The following is a 19,140-nucleotide window of genomic DNA, read 5'->3' on the forward strand; positions in this document are numbered from 1 at the left end:
GGCGTCGCCAGCAACGCCCGGACGACGGGCGGCTCGCGGTCGTGGCGGGGCGACAGCGTTGCGCTGTCGTCTGCGGGCCGCCCATGAGATCCCGATGCCGAAACCCGGCAAGCAGGCGCAGGGCCATGCTGCGAAGCGAATGCGCATGCATTCCGTACCTCCGGAATCGTCCGAACGATCGTGATTCGCGCCTGGCCTATGGCGACGTCACATCAACGTCACGTCAGCATTACGTCAGCGGGCGAGGCGCGTGCACGTTATTGCACCATTCGGCGGTGCCGTTGGTAACTGTCAACGTTGTCAGGTGGGAGCAGACGCCGCAGCGTCAGTCCTTGGCTTCGCGAACGTTCGTCGCGAGCAGGTAGGCGTCGCCGGGTGTGACTTCGTATTCGACGACCTGGCCTGTCTGAAGCGTCGAGGTGCCGGGGATGCAAATCTCGGTTTCGTGGACGAAAACCACTTCGCTGTTGTCGTCCGGGGTGATAAAGCCATACCCCTTTTCCGGGTAATAACGCTTGACGGTTCCGCGTGGCATGTTTTGCTCTCTCTCGAAACGGCGAATCGAACGCAAATCCCTGAGTTTGCAGGACGAGCCACGCGTAGCGAAGCGGGATCGCCCCTGCGGACGGCGCAACCCGTGCGCAGTCATACGTGATGATAATGAATGGGTGAAATCGTCGTTGGATCGTCCCGTCATCGCTTCGCGCGCACAACGAGGGCACAACGACGCACAATGACGGCCTGTCAGTTCGTGACGTTTTCCGGCTTGAGCTCGACGATGGCGTCCAGTGCGGCCTTCACGTCCATGGCGTACTTGGCCAGTGCCTTCTGCTCGTCGGTTTTGGGCTCGAACGACGGGACGCCGACCGGGTGGTTACTCTCGTCGACGGCGACGAACACCATCAGGCAGTCGGTCGTCTGGCGCAGTTCGCCCCACTTCGGATCGCCCGCGTGTACCGACACGTGGATATGCATGCTCGTGCGTCCCGTCGCCACGATGCGTGCACGCAACTCCACCAGATTACCCACCAGAATCGGTCGACGGAAGCGAATGTTGCCAACGCTGACCGTCACGCAATAGCGGCCCGACCACGTGGCGGCGCATGCGTAGGCCACTTCGTCGATCCACTTCATCAGCGAGCCGCCATGGACCTTGCCGCCGAAGTTGACGGCAGCCGGTTCGGCCAGAAAGCGGAAAGTGACTTCGGAGCGTTCGATGGGGTTCTGCGGGGTATTCATGATGTTTGCGTTTTTCTGACGAGTCGTGCCGTCCCGGCCTCGCATCGCATGCGAGCCTTGGGTGCGCGGCCGGGGGATGCGCAATGATACTGCGATTGCGCAACGCTTGCCGGTGCCTCACAAAACCGCAAGAACATGCAAGACGAAGGGGGATGACTGCGTTATTCTGCGCGGCCAGTTGTTTTTGCAGGAGTGGTTGTGTCCGGAATGTCTTCTTCCGCTGCGTCGTCGTCGCAGTCGGATGCCAAACTTGAAGTCGCGCGCGGCATGCGCGCCGCGTTGCCCGTCATGCTCGGCTTCGTGCCGTTTGCCATGGTGCTCGGCGCGCAGGCGACCCAAAAGGGAATGCCGGCATGGCTGGTGCCGCTCATGACCGGGATGAATTTCGCAGGCGGCTCGGAGTTCACTGCCGTCCATCTATGGACGTCGCCGCCGCATCTCGCGCTTATCGTGGCCATGTCGTGCCTCGTCAATTCCCGTCACATTCTGATGGGCGCGGCGTTCGCGCCGCTGCTTCGCCATGTGCCGCTGCGGCGCGCCTTGCCCGCGCTGTTCCTGATGTGCGACGAAGCCTGGGCGATGGCGCTGGCCGATACCCAGGCGCGCAAGGCAAACCGAATCAGCCTGCCGTATTACCTGGGCGTGGCCATCAACCTGTGGCTCACATGGATCGCCTTTACCGCACTCGGCGCCGTGTTGGGCCCGGTGCTGGGCGATATCGAGCAGTACGGCTTCGACATGGCGTTTACGGCCGTCTTCCTCGTATTGCTGCGCGGCATGTGGCGCGGCCTTCGCAAGAGCTTGCCGTGGCTCGTGAGCCTCGTCGCCGCTGCGCTGACTTACCTGTATGTGCCCGGATCGTGGTACGTCGCGGTAGGGGCGGTGACGGGCCTGCTCGCCGCCGTCTTGATGGAGCCGCGCCATGGCTGATGTCACCACGTTGCTGCCCATCGCCACCGTCGCCCTGATGGCGGTGACGACCTACGCCACGCGCATCGTCGGGTTTTGGCTGTTGCGCGATCGCGTGTTGAGTCCGCGTATGCGCTCGGTCATGGAGAGCCTGCCGGGTTGCGTGCTGATCTCGGTGATCGCGCCATCGTTCGTTGCCGATCGACCTGCCGATCTGGTGGCGCTGGCCGTCACGCTCTTCGTTGCGATGCGCTGTTCGTTGCTTCCGACGGTCGTCATCAGCATCGTGGCGACCGCCGCGCTGCGCTATCTCATGGGGTGATGCAGCGGGGGTGATGCAGCGGGGGTGATGCAGCGGGGGCGATGCATAAAAAAACCCCGCCAATGTCAGCGGGGTTCAAGAAGTGCCCGGTAGTACAGAGCAGGGCCGGGCACTCGGGGGGAAGCCTGTGTTGTGCGCTCGGTGGGCTCGGTGGGCTCGGTGGGCTCAGTGGGCGCCGGCTGCGGCATCGGCGCCGCCACCACCACCGCCCCGAATTGGGCGCGTGACCCACACCATGACGATCATCAGCACGAACAGCACCGCCGAGATCCAGAAGATGTCGTTCGCACCGAGCATGGCCGACTGCTGCGTGACCAGACGGTCGATGTAACCGTGTGCCTGCGGTGTCGACATGCCGAGCTCGTTGAGCGTCTGTACCGAACCGTTGAACGACGGATCGTACGGCGTGAGCTTTTCCGTCAACTGCGCGTGGTGCAGCGAAATCCGGTTGTCCCAGACCGTGGTGGCGATCGACGTACCGACGGCGCCGCACGTGATCCGCACGAAGTTCGACAATCCGGCCGCCGCCGGAATGCGATGCCCCGGCAGGCCCGACAGGATGATGGCCGTGAGCGGGATGAAAAACATCGACATCGGCACGCCCTGCAGGAACGTCGGAATCATCAGCGTGCGCGTGTCGACCAGCGTGTTGAAGTGCGAGCGCATCAGGAACACGAGAGCAAACAACAGGAACGAGACGGTCACGACCCAGCGGGCGTCGAGCCTGGGCAGGAACTTGCCGATAAGCGGCGACAGGATGATCGCGAACAGCCCCACGGGCGCCATGACCAGACCGGCTTCCGTCGCCGTGTAGCCCAGATAGATCTGAAGCCATTGCGGCAGGATCACGAGGTTGCCGAAGAACAGGCCGTAGCCGACCGAAATCGCGATGACACCCCCGGTGAAGTTGATCCGCTTGAAGAGCGTGAGGTCGACCACCGGGTGCTTCTCGGTAATCTCCCACACGACGAAGAAGCAGAACGACACCAGCGCCACGAGCGCCAGCACGACGATCGTCGACGAATTGAACCAGTCGAGTTCCTTGCCCTTGTCGAGCATCACCTGCAATGAGCCGACCCACAGCACGAGCAAAGCGAGACCTACGGTGTCGATCGGCTTGCGGTGCGTGGGCGTTTCACGCTTGGCATAGATGAGCCAGGTCACATACGCGGCGGCGATGCCGACCGGAATGTTGATGTAGAAGATCCACGGCCAGTGGTAGTTGTCCGAGATCCAGCCGCCGAGAATCGGGCCCATCACCGGCGCGACGAGTGTCGTCATGCCCCATAAGGCGAGTGCCATCGAACTTTTCGCGGGCGGATAGCTCGAGAGCAGCAGCGATTGCGAGAGCGGAATCATCGGCCCGGCCACGGCGCCTTGCAGCACCCGGGCGGCGAGCAGAATTTCGAGCGTCGGCGCCATGCCGCAAAGCCACGAAGCCAGTACGAAGAGCAGGATCGATGTGATGAACAGCCGCACCGCGCCGAAGCGCTCCGTCAGCCAGCCCGTAAGGGGCACCGAAATGGCATTGGCGACGGCGAACGACGTAATCACCCACGTGCCCTGGCTCGACGAGACACCGAGGTCGCCGGAGATGGCGGGAATCGATACGTTGGCAATCGATGTGTCGAGCACGTTCATGAACGTGGCAAGAGACAACGCGATGGTGCCGAGTACCAGCTGCCCCCCCGACAGAGGGGCAGGAGCGTTTTGAGTTGCCATGAGGTGTCAAAGGGGGTGGGGGGCACCCCCCTCCGATTTACAGGGGACGAGCGCGGGCCGGCTGATTGCGCGTGTCGCTGGCGCCGCCCGCGTTGGCGGCGGCACCGGCGTTCTCGGTGATGATCTTGGCGACGATGTCGTCGGCGTCATGGCCGACCTTGTCGTACACGTCGGTCGAATACACGGGCAGGGCGGGCGCTTCGCCCAGTTCCTTGCCGTCGGTATTACGTACGTTCACCTTGACTTGCATCGACAGGCCGACGCGCAGCGGGTGCTGTTGCAACTGCTTGGGGTCGAGCGCGATACGCACCGGCAGACGTTGCACCACCTTGATCCAGTTGCCCGTGGCGTTCTGCGCCGGCAGCAGCGAGAAGGCGCTGCCCGTGCCGGCGGAGAAACCCGCCACGGTGCCCTTGTACTCCACGGACGAACCGTACACGTCCGCCGTGAGCGTCACCGGCTGGCCAACGCGCATATGCGCGATCTGCACTTCCTTGAAGTTCGCATCGACCCACACTTCGTTGAGCGGCACGAGCGCCATGAGGGGCGCACCCGTCGCGACACGCTGGCCGACCTGCACGGAGCGCTTGGCGACATAGCCGTCCACCGGTGCGGGGATCGACGTACGGGCGTAGTCGAGATAAGCGGCGCGCACCTTGGCTGCGGCTTGCTGCACGTTCGGGTGCGTGGTCACCGACGTCTTGTCGGTGAGCGCCTTGTTCGACACCAACTGGGCGCGCGCCTGTTCGAGTGCGGCCTGAGCGGACTTCACGGCGTCCTGCGCGTGGGCCAGTTCTTCACGCGACACGGCGCCGGTGGCGATCGCCATCTCACGGCGCTTCACGTCGGCCTGCGCCTTCGTCAGTTCCGATTCGCGCATCGCGACCGTGGCAGCATAGGCGTCGTTGTTCACGAAATACGTGCGCACCTGGCGCACGGTCTGCGCGAGATTGGCTTCGGCTTGCAGCAGCGAGACGCGCGCGTCGGTCTGGTCGAGCGTGACCAGCGGCTGACCGGCCTTGACCATCTGCGTGTCGTCGGCCTTCACGCCGGTCACAGTGCCTGCCACTTGCGGCGTGATCTGCACGACGTTGCCGGCGACGTACGCGTCGTCGGTGTCTTCGTAATAGCGCGCATACAGCGCGTAGTAAGCGCCGTAGCCGATGGCCGCAATGGCGATCACGGCCGTGAGCGTCAGCATCATGCGGCGGCGCTTGCCATTGTTCTGCGCCGGCTGGGCGGGCGCTTGTTGTTGGTTCTCGCTCATCATTTGCTCCGTACTAATCTCTCAATGTGCTTTTGACGTTTGTCTTGTTTTGTGTGGCGCTTAGTGTGTCTGCGGTGTCTGGGCGTTGGCCGTACTGGCTGCATTGGCCGGGCGTTCCTGACCGACGACGAGGCCGGCGGCCTGCGCATCGAAACCGCCGCCCAGCGCCTTGATCAGGCCGATTTGCTGATCGCGACGGGCGAAGTCGATATTCACGCGCGCCTGTTCCTGCACCAGCAGCGACGATTCTGCGGTGAGCACGGTCAGCTGCGGCGTGAGGCCCGCCTTGTAGCGGTCGATGGCCAGGTCGTAAGCGCGCTGCGCGGCATCCTGCGCCACGCGTTGCGACACCATTTGCTTGTCCGCCGAGCGGATCGAGGCCATACGGTCGGCGATGTCGCCGAGCGCCTTGTTGAGTGTCGAGTCGTAGTTGGCGACGGCGCTCTCATACGCGGCGTACTGGCCCTTGAGGTTGGCGCGCAGGCGTCCACCGTCGAAGATCGGCAGCGAGATCACCGGGCCGGCCTGAATGTTCTGGCTGCTCGGGTCGATCAGCTTGCCCAGTCCGAACGTGGAAAAGCCGAAGGCGGCATTGAGGTTCACGTCCGGATAGAAGCGTGCCTTGGCGACATCCACGCCCTGAAGCTGCGACTCCACGCCCCAGCGCGCCGAGACGATGTCCGGGCGACGGCCGAGCAGCGCGAGCGGCAGGTTGTCGGGCAGGGCGGGCGTGGGCAATTGCGCCAGTTTCGGCCGCGCGATTTCCAGGCCGCGGTCCGGTCCCTTGCCAAGCAGCACGCCAAGCTGGTGACGCGTGAGCAGGATCTGGCCGTCGAGCTGCGCGAGTTGCGTCTGCACGTCGGCGGTGTTGCTGTCGGCTTGCTTTTGCTCGACTTGCGTGTCGAGACCCGCGCGGACACGGTCAGCCGTCAGTTTGCCCAGGTTCTGGCGTTGCTTGCCGATACGTTCGAGCACGTCATGCAGCGCGTACTGCTGGGCGAGCTGGTTGTAGGCGCGCGCGACCGCCGTCGAGAGGGCAAGGCGCACTTCCTGATCTTCCGCTTCTTCGGCGCGCTCGGCGGACGTGGCCTGTGCGCGTGCCGAACGATTCTTGCCCCAGAGGTCGAGCTCCCACGACAGCGAGGCGGTCAGGTCGCCCTGCGTGAACCAGGTGCCGCCGTATCCCGGCGGGTAGATGGTGTTTTCGGTGAATTTCTCGCGATAGACGTCGCCCGAGAAGTTGACCGACGGCAGCAGGGCCGCGGCCGCCCCTTCGGTCTGCGCCTGCGCCGCTTTCAGGCGAGCGGCAGCCATGGCGAGATCGGGGTTGCCGGCAAGGGCTTCGTCGATCAGGGAGACGAGTTGCGGATCGCCGAAACGCTGTGCCCAGTCGGTGCCCGGCCACTGTCCGCCCTCCGAGGGCAGGCTGCGCTGGGTCTGATACTGATCGGGCGTGCTGATCTGCTTGTCGCTGTGGATGCCGGCGAAATTCGCACAACCGGCAAAGCCCAGCGTCACAGCCGCCAGACAAAGGGCGGAAATCGCTGAGCGGGCCCGCTGACGCGGGAGGAACGGTGAGGCCGCTTTCATCGCAAAACCTTTACGAGAGAAGTCTTGTACTGACAATAATCGGGAATCGGGCACTGACGAGGGCGTGAAATCGTGGACTCGACAGGCTTTTCTGGGGGAAATCTAGGCAGTCCTGCGGGGTGGAGCGCCGTCAGCCGGCTTCGCCGTTGACGATGACCCGCCGCAGCAGACTCTTCAGGAATCCCACTTCCTCCACGCTGAATCCCCGCATCAAATGGTCAGCGGCGCGGGTGAAGATGTCCGGCATCCGGTCGGCCATGGCGTAGCCCGCTTCCGTTGCGCTCAGATTCACGGTCCGGCGGTCCATCTTGCTGCGCTCGCGAACCAGCAGCCCATGCGCTTCAAGACGATCGAGCAACCGGGTGACGGCGCTCGCGTCGATGCAATAGTCACGGGCCAGATCGGCCGCCGTCTTGCTTTTACCTGTCGCCACCTTGTAAAGCATGGTGGCTTGCGTGCTGGTCAGCCCGTACTGCGAGGTCTCCTTCGTCAATTCCGCAAGGATCAACTGGCGCACACGGGCAACGAGATACCCGAGGGAATCATCGATGTTGTAGCTGTTGCGCGGGGGATCGGCTTGCGGCGCTTCCGGCTGGGAGGTCGGCGCGCTCGCTGAGGCGGTCACGGGAGGTTCGGACATTTTCGTGCAGCTGCAATAGTTGACTTGTCACGATTATAGCGGGTACTTAATTAATTTCAAGTCGATGCAATAGTTGACTAGGCAAATATTGCGATAAAAATTAGATGATTTGCTCTAGCCTCGGGGCGTGGGGAGCAAAAGCGTGGGACGTCAGAATTTCATGTCGCGAGTGAGTCAAACCGGCGCGCCGTTGTTGCAATGCAGAAAGACCATGACGTGCGACATGCGCGAGTGGTAGAATCGCGGATTCTCCAAAGGCTTTTCGAGCACCTCTTTCATGACCCGCGCTCTCCGTAATATCGCCATCATCGCGCACGTCGACCACGGCAAAACCACGCTCGTCGACCAACTGCTGCGCCAGTCGGGCACCTTCCGCGAAAACCAGCAAGTCGCTGAACGCGTGATGGACTCGAACGACATCGAAAAAGAGCGCGGCATCACGATCCTCGCCAAAAACTGCGCCGTCGAATACGAAGGCACGCACATCAACATCGTCGATACCCCGGGACACGCGGACTTCGGCGGTGAGGTGGAGCGTGTGCTCTCGATGGTCGACAGCGTGCTGCTCGTCGTCGACGCCGTCGAAGGCCCGATGCCGCAAACGCGCTTCGTCACGCGCAAGGCCCTGGGCCTCGGCCTGAAGCCGATCGTCGTGGTCAACAAGATCGACCGTCCGGGCGCACGTCCTGACTGGGTCATCGACCAGACGTTCGACCTGATGGACAAGCTCGGTGCGACCAACGAACAGCTCGACTTCCCGGTCGTCTACGCGTCGGCGCTCAATGGTTTCGCCAGCCTCGATTCGAACGTTCGCGAAGGCACGATGAAGCCGCTGTTCGATGCGATTCTCGAGCACGTGCCGGTGCGCGACGCCGATCCGGACGCGCCCCTGCAATTGCAGATCAGCTCGCTCGACTACTCGACGTTCGTCGGCCGTATCGGTATCGGCCGTATCACGCGCGGCCGCATCAAGCCGGGCCAGCAAGTGGTCATGCGCTCGGGCCCGGACGGCGAAATTCTCAAGCGCAAGATCAACCAGGTGCTGACCTTCAAGGGTCTCGAGCGCGTGATGTCGGAGGAAGGCGCCCAGGCTGGCGACATCGTCCTGATCAACGGTATCGAAGACGTGGGTATCGGCGCGACGATCTGCGACGTCGATACGCCCGAAGCCCTGCCGCTGCTGACCGTCGACGAGCCGACGCTCACGATGAACTTCTGCGTGAACACGTCGCCGCTGGCCGGCCGTGAAGGCAAGTTCGTGACGAGCCGTCAGATCCGCGACCGTCTGGACAAGGAACTGAATCACAACGTAGCGCTGCGCGTGAAAGACACCGATGAAGATTCCGTCTTCGAAGTGTCGGGCCGCGGCGAGCTCCACCTGACGATTCTCATCGAGAACATGCGTCGCGAAGGCTATGAACTGGCCGTGTCGCGTCCGCGCGTGGTGCTCAAGGAAATCGACGGCGTGAAGCATGAGCCGTACGAAATGCTGACCATCGATCTGGAAGACGAGCACCAGGGCGCGGTCATGGAAGAAATCGGCCGCCGCAAGGGCGAAATGCTGGACATGGTGTCGGACGGTCGTGGCCGCACGCGTCTTGAATACCGCATTCCGGCACGTGGCCTGATCGGCTTCCAGGGCGACTTCCTGTCGATGACCCGTGGTACGGGCCTGATGAGCCATATTTTCGATGCTTACGCACCGCTCAAGGATGGTTCGCTGGGTGAGCGTCGCAACGGCGTGCTGATTTCGCAGGACGACGGTGCTGCCGTGGCCTACGCGCTGTGGAAACTGCAGGATCGCGGCCGTATGTTCGTGTCGCCGGGCGACGCTCTGTACGAAGGCATGATCATCGGCATCCACAGCCGCGACAACGACCTCGTGGTCAATCCGATCAAGGGCAAGCAGCTGACGAACGTGCGCGCGTCGGGTACCGACGAAGCCGTGCGTCTGGTGCCGCCGATTGCGCTGAACCTCGAATACGCCGTGGAATTCATCGACGACGACGAACTCGTCGAAGTCACGCCGCAAACGATTCGCCTGCGCAAGCGTTTCCTCAAGGAACACGAGCGCAAGCGCGCTTCGCGCGAAGAGAAGTAAAGCCGGCGATGGAATGGCGGCGCTGCAGACTTCGGTCCGTCGCGTCGCGAGACCAGACTGTTGGAAGAAGAGCCGGTGCCTTGCGCCGGCTTTTTGCTTTTTGGAGCACGACCCGAGCGCTAACCCGAGCGCTGACTTTTCCCTTGATGTCGTCATTTCCCCCATTCGTTGACGTTTCTGGAGCACACGCCAGACATGACCGATTTTCTTCGCACTGATGTTCGTGGCCGTATCGGCTTCATTACCCTGAATCGCCCGAAGGCGCTCAATGCGCTGTCGCACGAGATGATTCGTGCCATGGCGGCGGCGCTCGCCGAGTGGCGAGACGACCCGAAGATACTGGGTGTTGTGCTCCAGGGTGAGGGCGAGAAGGGCCTGTGCGCCGGTGGCGACATTCGCTATTTCCATGAGGCCATCAGTGCCGGTCGCACGGACATCATGGATTTCTTCACCGATGAGTACGCCCTCAACTACACCATCGCGTCGTATCCAAAGCCCTATATCGCCTTGATGGACGGCGTGGTGATGGGGGGCGGCATGGGCATCTCGCAGGGCGCTACACTGCGCGTCGTGACGGAAGCCACGCGTATGGCGATGCCGGAGACGGCCATTGGTCTGTTCCCCGACGTCGGTGGCGGGTTCTTCCTCGCGAATCTCGCAGGACACCTCGGTGAATATCTCGGGACGACGGGGATTGTGTTCGGCGCTGTGGATGCTTGCGAAATCGGACTGGCCGACGTGGTATTGCCGCGTGGGTCCTTGCCTGCGCTTTGCGACCATCTCGCAGGCGGTGACTGGCAGGACAGCGAAGCGGTCCTCGACGCCGCGCGCGCTTTCTGTCGCGAAAGCTTGCCGCCGCCGGGCCTCGCGCCGGGCAAGCTGGCCCCGCTGCGCGATGTCATCGACGCGCATTTCGGCTTGCCCGATATGCCCGCCATTCTCAAAGCGTTGAAGCTGGAGGCGCGTTGCGAGTATTCGGGCTGGGCGGAAGAAACGGAAGATCTGCTGCGCACGAAGCGTTCGCCGCTGATGGTGTGCGTGTCGCTGGAGCAGGTGCGGCGTGCCCGAAAGCTCTCGCTTGCAGACGAGTTGCGCGAAGAGTGGCTGATGATGCGCTGTGTCTTCAACCTCGACGGCCGCACAGGGGCGGAGGGCGTGGAGGGAATTCGCGCCATGGTGATCGACAAGGACCACAAACCGCAATGGCAGCACCCGAGCATCGAAGCCGTAAAGGCGGAAGATATCAAGCGATTCTTCGACGGTGACCGTCACGGTGCCGACAATCCGCTGCTCGATCTGGGCAAGTGATTCTCGCGGTTTGATGGCCCGGACATCTCCGCTGGCAATGCGACGCAACTGACCGCTGTTATCGCCCGCCATCATGGTGGGCGAATCGTTTGCGTCACGCCTTTGCAGAGTGATGGTTTGTTTGCCGGATCCTTGGACGCGTTACACCGCTGCCTGACAGAATTGTTCGCCGACGGCCTGATCCAGTTTGCGGCAGATATCGGCAATGGTGCCGACCATGACGATGTGCGACATATCGCGATAGACGCGCACGTCGTGACCATCGTCACCCATGTTCACGTCGCGACGCGCCTGTTGCTCCCGCACATTACGCGACGCCTTGACGGCTTTTCCTGCGGGGCAGGGGCGACGCGAGGCCGATGCCATCGCTGCCGCGATCGTGCGCGGCAATGCTGTCGGACGCGTGCGTGCCGGTACGGTATACGAGCGGGCGATGGCGGGCGACGACGCGAACGGCCCAGACAGCGCCGAGAGACCGTAGACCGCCGACAGGCGCGACTGCGGCGTCTGTGACGTCTGCGACGACACACTCACGCGCGGTTGACCAAGAGACGTGCGCAGCAAACCAAAAAGTCGAGCCATGATGCGATCCTTGTTCCGATGCGGGTCAGAGGGACGTGCCTCGCTGCGTTTCGCATCGCTTTCACAAATCGAAGGCGCAGCAGGGCCCGGGCGCCGGACCCAGCCCGGCGCAGTCGGAAATGCAAATCTTCAGGGAGCGGGGCGAAGCGTCAGATCACGTCGCCCCTTCGTTCGCGCTGAACGATCAGAGATCGTTGTTGCGGATCAAGCCGACCGCGATCCCTTCCAGCGCGAAATCACCGCTGCCTTCGTCGACATTGATGTTCTCGAAGTCAGGGTTCTCGGCGATAAGTTCGACGCCGCCCTTTACGCGATGAAAACGTTTGACGGTCACGTCGTCGCCGATTCGAGCCACAACGATCTGGCCTTCGCGCGCGTCCGCCGCTTTCTGCACGGCGAGCAGGTCGCCGTCGAGAATGCCTGCATCGCGCATCGACATCCCGCGTACCTTCAACAGGTAATCGGGCTGGCGCGCGAACATGTTCGGATCGCACTGGAAGTTACGTTCGATGTGCTCTTGCGCCAGAATCGGGCTACCCGCAGCGACACGCCCCACGAGGGGCAGCGACAACTGCATCAGACCCATGTGCGGGAGCGTGAATTGATGCGAACCGCCGGCTTCGTCCAGACGCTTGAGGCGGATGCCGCGCGATTGACCGGCGGCTAGTTCGATCACGCCTTTGCGCGCCAGCGCCCGCAGGTGCTCCTCCGCGGCGTTGGCGGAAGAGAAGCCCAGTTCGGCGGCAATCTCCGCGCGCGTGGGCGGAAAGCCGGTGCGTTCGATCGCTTGCTGAACCAGTTCGTAGACCTGCTGTTGACGGGCGGTAAGTTTGATCATGGCATCACTGTATGGAAGCACAGGTGGCTGTATTTTTGTACAGTGTTTGAGAAAAGGCAAGGAAAACTTCATGTAGTGCATGAAGTTCAGCCCGAAGGCTTCGCGGATCGGGGAATCCGCTTGTCGGACCGCCACCGACATTCCCTGAATCCCACACTTCCCCAATCGCTCATCGCTCAGTCGCTCAGTCGCTCAATCGCTCAATCGCTCAATCGTTAAGGGCGGCTCACATGGCGAACCACCGACGCAGCGCGTCCGTCAGGCCGTCCGTGCCATCGCCTTCACCGCACCAGGCAATGCATGCGTCCGGGCGCAGCAGCATGGAAGGTCCGTCGCTCACCGGTACGCATCGCACATTGGGTGTCAGCGAGGCGACGACTTGCGACGCGCGCTGCCTCGGCGTGGCATCGAGCAACACGCCGTTCCCCGCTTGCATGGCGTCGTAAAGATAGACGCCTTCCGAGAGTTGCCAGTCGCCCGCCAGTCGTCCAACGTCGGGGTGCGGCGGATGCGGAGTTCCAAGATCGTAACGCGTGGATACGCCCGTCATCATCTCGCCGATGTACCGGTTCACGTCGTCGAAGTCCATGAGCTTCGCGATCAGTTCGCGCATGGCGCCGGACTGCGGGTCGGGCCGCAGAATCGCTACCTGCGCCCGCGTATTGGCGAGCACGGCCTCGGCCACCGGTCGACGCTCCGCGGTGTATGTCGCCAGCAGGCTGCGCGGCATGTCGCCGCGAACGACCGCCGCGAGCTTCCAGCCGAGGTTGGCGGCGTCGAGCAGACCAAGACTCAGCCCTTGCCCGCCGAAGGGCGAATGGACATGCGCGGCGTCGCCTGCGAGGAACACCCGTCCTTGCTGGTAGGTGTCGACCAGACGCGTGTTGTCGGCCCATCGGTTCGCGCTGTGCAGTCGGTTCACGCGTACGTCCTGTGCGCTGGTCCGGCGCAGCACCGCCTCGATTTCATCCCGGGTGACCGGTGCCCGACGATCCTTGGGCGGACCCGAGAAGTCCAGCATGAACAGACGCCCCGGGACCGGGCCGTAACAGAACACTCCGTGTGGCGTACGGTTCCAGCCGACCGGACCCAACCGTTCAGGATGGTCGACGTCAGCAGTGGCCTGATAGAACGTTAATGTCGGTTCGGTGCCTGGAAACGCAAAACCGCACAACTTGCGTACTGTGCTGCGTCCACCGTCGCATCCGACCAGGTAGCTCGCCCGGGCACGGCCAACGCCGTGTGGTGAGACCCACGTCACGTCGACGGCGTCGTCCGACACCTCGATGCCGGTGATCTCATGTTCGCGGCGTACGTCGACGCCCAACGCCTGCGCTCGCTCGCCCAACATCGCTTCGAGGCTTGGTTGATCGACGTGACGGGGTCGACGTTCGGGGTCGGCCTGCGCGTCACGCCGAATGAGGGAAAGCCCGGCGAAATGCCCATTAAACTTCGAAGCACGTACGCGCAGGTCCGAGCCGGTCTGTTCGGAAAACACGCGCATAGCCTCGGCGTTACGTGCCTGCGCCTGCTCGATGGCCACGCGCATGCCGCGTCGCAGCAGGGCCTCGGCGGCCAACGGTCCGAACGAGAGGGCCTTCATCGCCTCGCTGGGCGCGGCCAGCCGTTCGAGTACCAGCACGCGGGCGCCGCCGAGCGTGAGTTCGATCGCGCTCAACAGACCGACCGGACCGGCGCCCGCAATGACAACATCGATGTGGTTTATCATATACTTCGTATAAATATGTACTTAGTACATGTAAACTAGGTCATCAGGAGCGACATGTCAACGCCGAGCGATTTGAGATCACGCAAGCGCCTTGCCACGCGGCAAGGCATTTCCAATGCTGCGACGCGGCTTTTCCATGAGCATGGCTTCGATCACGTAACGGTGGATCAGATCGCTGCGGCGGCCGATGTCGGGCGCATGACGGTCTTCAACCACTTCCCGCGCAAGGAAGACATGTTTTTCGACCGGGACGAGGAGGGACGGGAAGCGCTGCGCGACGCGATACGCGCACGGGAGGCCGGTGTGTCGCCGCTCGAAGCGTTGCGTTTGCTCGCACACCGGTTGGTGGCGCAGGGCAGCCCGTTCGTCGACTTTTCGGCCCGGAGTCAGGCATTCGTGCGCACCATCGAGGGCAGCGAGACGCTCAAGGCGCGAGCCCGTGCCATTCGCGACGAATTGGCCGACGTCGTGGCGCAAGCGCTTGCCGAGAGCGCGGGGCGGCCCCTGACCGACGTGCAGGCCCGGCTGGCGGCCGGTTTGCTGTTGGCGGCGTGGACGGTGGCGTTCCTTCATGGACACCGGGTTTTCGCCGATACGCAGGACACGTCGCACGCGCAGAAAAGCTTCCTGAGCCTTGTGGATCAAGGCGCGATGGGGCTTCAGGCCGCGTTGGCGGACTCCCCGTACGTCTGAGTGGGCGCCGCTCGACGCGGGGCGTGCCGGCGGAATTCATCAGCACAAATTCTCTAATCCTTATTCCGGCATAAACAAAAGCGAAAATATTATTTTTAATTATTTAGACGCCCCCATAGACTGGCCTCCTACACACGAGAAGCAAACAAGGAGTGCAAGTCATGAGCAAAGCAGCACGGGGATGGAAAGCTAAGAAGCTGGCAGTCGCACTGGGCGGTCTGGCGTTGGCCGCCAGCATGACGATTCAGGCGCACGCAGCAAGTCTTTCGCTGCTCAACGTGTCGTACGACCCGACGCGTGAGCTGTACGCCGACTACAACAAGGCTTTCGAAGCCCACTACAAGCAAGTCTCCGGTGACACCGTCACGGTCAAGGCCTCGCACGGCGGCTCGGGCAAGCAAGCCCGCACCGTGCTCGACGGCGCACCGGCGGATGTGGTCACGCTCGGCATTTCTGCCGACATCGACGAACTGGCCAGCGCCGGTCTCGTGAACAAGGACTGGCAGAAACGTCTGCCGGACAACGCTACGCCTTACACCTCGACCATCGTGTTGCTGGTGCGCAAGGGCAACCCGAAGGGCATCAAGGACTGGAACGACCTGGCCAAGCCGGGCATCAGCGTAGTGACGCCGAATCCGAAAACGTCGGCCGGCGCCCGCTGGAACTACCTCGCGGCATGGCTCTATGCGCTCAAGCAACCGGGCGGCAACGAGCAGAAGGCGCAGGAATTCGTCAAGGCGATCTACAAGAACGTGGGCGTGCTCGACTCGGGCGCGCGCGGTGCGACGACGACGTTTGTCGAACGCGGCATCGGCGACGTGCTGATCGCGTGGGAAAACGAAGCGCTGCTGTCCGTGAAGGATCTCGGCCCGGACAAGTTCGACATCGTCGTGCCGTCCTCGTCGATCCTCACGGAGCCGCCGGTGGCCATCGTCGACAAGAACGTCGACAAGCATGGCACCCGCAAGGCTGCCGAAGCCTATCTGCAATGGCTGTACTCGCCGCAAGGTCAGGAAATCGCTGCAAAGCACTTCTACCGTCCGCGCTCGCCGGAAATCGCGAAGAAGTACGAGGCGCAATATCCTAAGCTCAAGCTCTATACGGTAGATGCCGATCTGGGCGGCTGGACGAAGACGCAAGCCAAGCATTTCGCAGACGGCGGCATCTTCGATCAGATCTACACCAAGAAGTAATCGGGCAGGGACCATCGCATGAGTACCGCACTGTTTCCTCTGTGGCGCAAGCCAAGTGCCTTGCCGGGCTTCGGCCTGACGATGGGCTACACCGTCGCGTACCTGAGCCTCGTGGTGCTGGTGCCGCTGCTGATGGTCTTCATCAAGGCAAGCTCGCTCGATTGGGCGAGCTTTGTCACCGCCGTCGGGTCGCCGCGCGTGCTGGCGTCGTACCGCCTCACGTTCGGCATCTCGCTCGCGGCGGCGTCGCTTAATGCCATTTTCGGTTTCATTCTGGCGTGGGTGCTGGTGCGCTACACGTTCCCCGGCAAGCGATTCGTCGACGCGCTGATCGATCTGCCGTTCGCGCTGCCGACGTCGGTCGCCGGTATCGTGCTTGCCGCCATCTACGCGCCGAACGGCTGGGTCGGACGCTGGTTCGAACCGCTCGGCATCAAGATCGCCTTCACGCCGCTGGGCATTTTCGTGGCGCTCACCTTCATCGGGCTGCCTTTCGTCGTGCGGACCCTGCAACCGGTGCTCGAAGAGTTCGAGCGCGAGCAGGAAGAGGCGGCGGCTTGCCTGGGCGCCACGCGCTGGCAAACGCTGCGTCACGTGATCCTCCCTGCGGTGCTGCCCGCGTTGCTGACCGGTTTCGCGCTGGCGTTTGCGCGCGCCGTGGGCGAATACGGTTCGGTCATTTTCATCGCGGGCAACATCCCGATGGTCTCGGAGATTACGTCGCTGCTGATCATTACCAAGCTCGAACAATACGATTTCGGCGGGGCGGCGGCGCTGGCCGTGGTGATGCTGCTGATTTCGTTCGTGTTGCTGCTCCTGATCAACACGCTGCAATGGTGGCTGCAACGCCGTCATTCGGGCCGTCGCGCCAGTGGCGTCTGACACAAGCCATTCGGTAAGTCATTCGAAGAGAACGTTTCGATCATGTCCGATTCACTCGCACTGTCGCGCGCCTTGCCGCAAGCCACTTCGGCGCGCAAATCCGATCCGACCGACGAACCCGCGTTCGTCAAGGTCATTCTCATCGGCGTCGCACTGGCGTTCTTCGCCTTGTTTCTGTTGCTGCCGCTCGCGTCGGTCTTCGTGACTGCGCTGGGCAAGGGTTTCGCGGCCTACTGGGAGGGCCTGACGAATGACGACGCGCTCTCGGCCATTCGACTGACGTTGCTGATTGCCGTGATTGCCGTGCCGCTGAATCTGGTATTCGGGGTGGCCGCGTCATGGGCGATTGCGCGCTTCGATTTCCGGGGCAAAAGCATTCTCACCACGCTCATCGACCTGCCGTTTTCGGTGTCGCCGGTCGTGGCGGGGCTGACGTTCCTGCTGATCTTCGGGCGCCAGGGCCCGCTTTGGGGTTTTCTCGACGCCCACAATCTGAAGATCGTGTTCGCGCTGCCGGGGCTGGTGCTCGCGACGGTGTTCGTGACGTTCCCGTTTGTCGCGCGCGAGCTGATTCCGCTGATGCAGGCGCAAGGCAGCGAAGAAGAAGAGGCTGCCCGTGTGCTGGGCGCAAGCGGCTGGCAAGTATTCACGCGTGTCACGCTGCCCAAGATCAAGTGGGGCCTGCTGTACGGCGTGATTCTGTGTAACGCCCGGGCGATGGGCGAGTTCGGCGCGGTCTCGGTCGTCTCGGGGCACATTCGCGGCGAGACGAACACGCTGCCGCTGCATGTGGAAATTGAATACAACGACTACCACACGGTGGGCGCATTCGCGGCGGCGTCGATTCTCGCGTTGCTCGCGCTTGCCACGCTGGCACTGAAGCTGTGGGCCGAGCACAAGCTGGCGCAGGACAAGGCGGCGCGTCGCGCAGACGCCGTGCAGGCCTGAAAGCAACGCATCGAGGAACAGGACAAATGAGCATCCAGGTACAACAGGTTTCGAAGCGCTTCGGCGACTTCAATGCGCTCGACGACGTCAGTCTCGAATTTCCCACGGGTGAACTGGTCGCGCTGCTCGGGCCGTCGGGTTGCGGCAAGACGACGCTGCTGCGAATCGTTGCCGGGCTGGAGTTCGCCGATGCCGGGCGCGTCGTGCTCAATGGCGAAGATGTCGCCTCCGTGGGCACGCGTGAGCGTCAGGTCGGTTTCGTGTTCCAGCACTATGCGTTGTTCCGTCACATGACCGTGTTCGAGAACGTGGCGTTCGGCCTGCGCGTGAAGTCGCGGCGCGATCGTCTCTCGGACGCCCAGATTCGCGCCAAGGTGCATGAATTGCTGGGGCTCGTGCAACTCGACTGGCTCGCCGATCACTATCCGGCGGAACTCTCGGGGGGGCAGCGTCAACGTATCGCACTGGCGCGTGCGCTGGCGGTGGAGCCGAAGGTGCTGCTGCTCGACGAGCCGTTCGGCGCCCTCGACGCCAAGGTGCGCAAGGAATTGCGCAGCTGGCTGCGCCGACTGCACGACGAATTGCACATCACGACGATTTTCGTCACGCACGACCAGGAAGAGGCGCTGGAAGTCGCCGATCGCATCGTGCTGATGAATCGCGGCAAGGTGGAGCAGATCGGTGCGCCGCAAGATGTCTACGATACGCCGGAAAGCGCCTTCGTCTACGAGTTTCTCGGTGCGGCGAATCGTCTTTCGGGGCAGTTGCAGACCCATGACTTCATTGCCGACGCCGGTCAGTACCGCGTGACGGTGCACAAGGACGATCTGCCGGCCGTGCCGCAGGACGGCCGTGCGATTGCCTACGTGCGGCCTCACGATCTCGCACTGGTGCCCGCCAACGACGGCGGCCCGGGGATTGATGTGGCCGTGCGCCGCGCGATTCCGCTGGGCGGCACCGTGCGCGTGGAGCTTGCCGCACCGGGCGACGCCGTTTGGGAAGCCGAACTCACGCGCTCGGGGTGGAAGGCGCTGGGGGCCGACGCCGGCACGACGTTGCGCGCGGTGCCGCGTCAGCTGCGCGTGTTCTCGGCGCAGGCGTGAGCGCGGGCTCGGTCCTCCCAAGGACACCACGCCGAAGCACACTGAAGCACAACATAACAAGCTGTACGTATTCG

The 19,140-nt window shown here is 63.0% G+C and carries 18 protein-coding genes and 1 pseudogene; 10 read left to right on the forward strand and 9 right to left on the reverse strand.

Features of this window, described 5'->3' with window-relative positions; translation table 11 throughout:
• Nucleotides 1-325: 325 nt before the first annotated feature.
• Nucleotides 326-535, reverse strand: a complete 210-nt coding sequence (locus tag PCA31118_RS18955) for a cold-shock protein (RefSeq protein WP_150626645.1) — start codon at nucleotides 533-535, stop codon at nucleotides 326-328.
• A gap of 209 nt (nucleotides 536-744) precedes the next feature.
• Complete coding sequence (locus PCA31118_RS18960; protein WP_044457998.1) at nucleotides 745-1,239, reverse strand: acyl-CoA thioesterase; 495 nt, start codon at nucleotides 1,237-1,239, stop codon at nucleotides 745-747.
• Nucleotides 1,240-1,446: 207 nt separating this feature from the next.
• Here PCA31118_RS18960 and PCA31118_RS18965 point away from each other — a divergent pair, with 207 nt between their 5' ends.
• Together PCA31118_RS18965 and PCA31118_RS18970 are read left to right on the forward strand one after the other, a co-directional pair.
• The gene (locus tag PCA31118_RS18965; RefSeq protein WP_150626646.1) at nucleotides 1,447-2,169 is read left to right on the forward strand and encodes an AzlC family ABC transporter permease; all 723 of its coding nucleotides are present in this window, start codon (nucleotides 1,447-1,449) and stop codon (nucleotides 2,167-2,169) included.
• On the forward strand, nucleotides 2,162-2,470 hold the full coding sequence (locus PCA31118_RS18970) for an AzlD family protein (protein WP_150626647.1): 309 nt from the start codon (nucleotides 2,162-2,164) through the stop codon (nucleotides 2,468-2,470). Before PCA31118_RS18965 ends, PCA31118_RS18970 begins: the two co-directional genes overlap by 8 nt.
• Before the next feature lie 165 nt (nucleotides 2,471-2,635).
• Here the strand turns inward: PCA31118_RS18970 and PCA31118_RS18975 are convergent, their stop codons facing one another.
• From PCA31118_RS18975 to PCA31118_RS18990, 4 genes are all read right to left on the reverse strand, one after another.
• Nucleotides 2,636-4,192 (reverse strand): DHA2 family efflux MFS transporter permease subunit, encoded by a 1,557-nt coding sequence (locus tag PCA31118_RS18975; protein WP_150626648.1) that lies wholly within the window; start codon nucleotides 4,190-4,192, stop codon nucleotides 2,636-2,638.
• A gap of 37 nt (nucleotides 4,193-4,229) precedes the next feature.
• Nucleotides 4,230-5,459, reverse strand: coding sequence for an HlyD/EmrA/EmrK family protein (locus PCA31118_RS18980; RefSeq protein WP_044457999.1), 1,230 nt, complete (start codon nucleotides 5,457-5,459; stop codon nucleotides 4,230-4,232).
• A gap of 60 nt (nucleotides 5,460-5,519) precedes the next feature.
• On the reverse strand, nucleotides 5,520-7,049 hold the full coding sequence (locus tag PCA31118_RS18985) for an efflux transporter outer membrane subunit (protein ID WP_150626649.1): 1,530 nt from the start codon (nucleotides 7,047-7,049) through the stop codon (nucleotides 5,520-5,522).
• A 130-nt stretch (nucleotides 7,050-7,179) separates the two neighbouring features.
• The gene (locus PCA31118_RS18990) at nucleotides 7,180-7,689 is read right to left on the reverse strand and encodes a MarR family winged helix-turn-helix transcriptional regulator (protein WP_150626650.1); all 510 of its coding nucleotides are present in this window, start codon (nucleotides 7,687-7,689) and stop codon (nucleotides 7,180-7,182) included.
• A gap of 277 nt (nucleotides 7,690-7,966) precedes the next feature.
• Here PCA31118_RS18990 and typA point away from each other — a divergent pair, with 277 nt between their 5' ends.
• Nucleotides 7,967-9,790, forward strand: a complete 1,824-nt coding sequence (typA, locus tag PCA31118_RS18995; RefSeq protein ID WP_044455515.1) for a translational GTPase TypA — start codon at nucleotides 7,967-7,969, stop codon at nucleotides 9,788-9,790.
• Nucleotides 9,791-9,985: 195 nt separating this feature from the next.
• Nucleotides 9,986-11,098, forward strand: a complete 1,113-nt coding sequence (locus PCA31118_RS19000) for an enoyl-CoA hydratase/isomerase family protein (RefSeq protein WP_150626651.1) — start codon at nucleotides 9,986-9,988, stop codon at nucleotides 11,096-11,098.
• 141 nt (nucleotides 11,099-11,239) lie between these two features.
• Here PCA31118_RS19000 and PCA31118_RS27075 read toward each other — a convergent pair whose 3' ends face one another.
• The 3 genes from PCA31118_RS27075 to PCA31118_RS19015 form a co-directional block, all read right to left on the reverse strand.
• On the reverse strand, nucleotides 11,240-11,680 hold the full coding sequence (locus PCA31118_RS27075) for a hypothetical protein (protein WP_174990531.1): 441 nt from the start codon (nucleotides 11,678-11,680) through the stop codon (nucleotides 11,240-11,242).
• 184 nt (nucleotides 11,681-11,864) lie between these two features.
• On the reverse strand, nucleotides 11,865-12,518 hold the full coding sequence (gene lexA / locus PCA31118_RS19010) for a transcriptional repressor LexA (protein ID WP_044455518.1): 654 nt from the start codon (nucleotides 12,516-12,518) through the stop codon (nucleotides 11,865-11,867).
• A gap of 226 nt (nucleotides 12,519-12,744) precedes the next feature.
• Nucleotides 12,745-14,247 carry an FAD-dependent monooxygenase gene (locus tag PCA31118_RS19015; protein ID WP_150626653.1) on the reverse strand — a complete coding sequence of 501 codons (1,503 nt, stop codon included), beginning with the start codon at nucleotides 14,245-14,247 and terminating at the stop codon, nucleotides 12,745-12,747.
• Between the two features lie 54 nt (nucleotides 14,248-14,301).
• Here PCA31118_RS19015 and PCA31118_RS19020 point away from each other — a divergent pair, with 54 nt between their 5' ends.
• The 6 genes and pseudogenes from PCA31118_RS19020 (at nucleotide 14,302) to PCA31118_RS27695 (ending at nucleotide 19,066) form a co-directional block, all read left to right on the forward strand.
• Nucleotides 14,302-14,940, forward strand: a complete 639-nt coding sequence (locus tag PCA31118_RS19020) for a TetR/AcrR family transcriptional regulator (protein WP_150626654.1) — start codon at nucleotides 14,302-14,304, stop codon at nucleotides 14,938-14,940.
• A gap of 161 nt (nucleotides 14,941-15,101) precedes the next feature.
• Nucleotides 15,102-16,133: a sulfate ABC transporter substrate-binding protein gene (locus PCA31118_RS19025; protein ID WP_150626655.1), complete on the forward strand. Its 1,032-nt coding sequence runs from the start codon at nucleotides 15,102-15,104 to the stop codon at nucleotides 16,131-16,133.
• 18 nt (nucleotides 16,134-16,151) lie between these two features.
• Nucleotides 16,152-17,015, forward strand: coding sequence for a sulfate ABC transporter permease subunit CysT (cysT, locus tag PCA31118_RS19030; protein WP_150626656.1), 864 nt, complete (start codon nucleotides 16,152-16,154; stop codon nucleotides 17,013-17,015).
• Between the two features lie 42 nt (nucleotides 17,016-17,057).
• On the forward strand, nucleotides 17,058-17,963 hold the full coding sequence (cysW, locus tag PCA31118_RS19035; RefSeq protein WP_044455523.1) for a sulfate ABC transporter permease subunit CysW: 906 nt from the start codon (nucleotides 17,058-17,060) through the stop codon (nucleotides 17,961-17,963).
• A 26-nt stretch (nucleotides 17,964-17,989) separates the two neighbouring features.
• Nucleotides 17,990-18,725 (forward strand): annotated as a pseudogene (locus tag PCA31118_RS19040) (sulfate/molybdate ABC transporter ATP-binding protein); the annotation flags it as partial.
• 128 nt (nucleotides 18,726-18,853) lie between these two features.
• Nucleotides 18,854-19,066, forward strand: coding sequence for a TOBE-like domain-containing protein (locus tag PCA31118_RS27695; RefSeq protein ID WP_425495384.1), 213 nt, complete (start codon nucleotides 18,854-18,856; stop codon nucleotides 19,064-19,066).
• Nucleotides 19,067-19,140 lie beyond the last annotated feature (74 nt).

Source organism: Pandoraea captiosa, from assembly GCF_902459775.1.
Classification (GTDB): Bacteria; Pseudomonadota; Gammaproteobacteria; order Burkholderiales; family Burkholderiaceae; genus Pandoraea; species Pandoraea captiosa.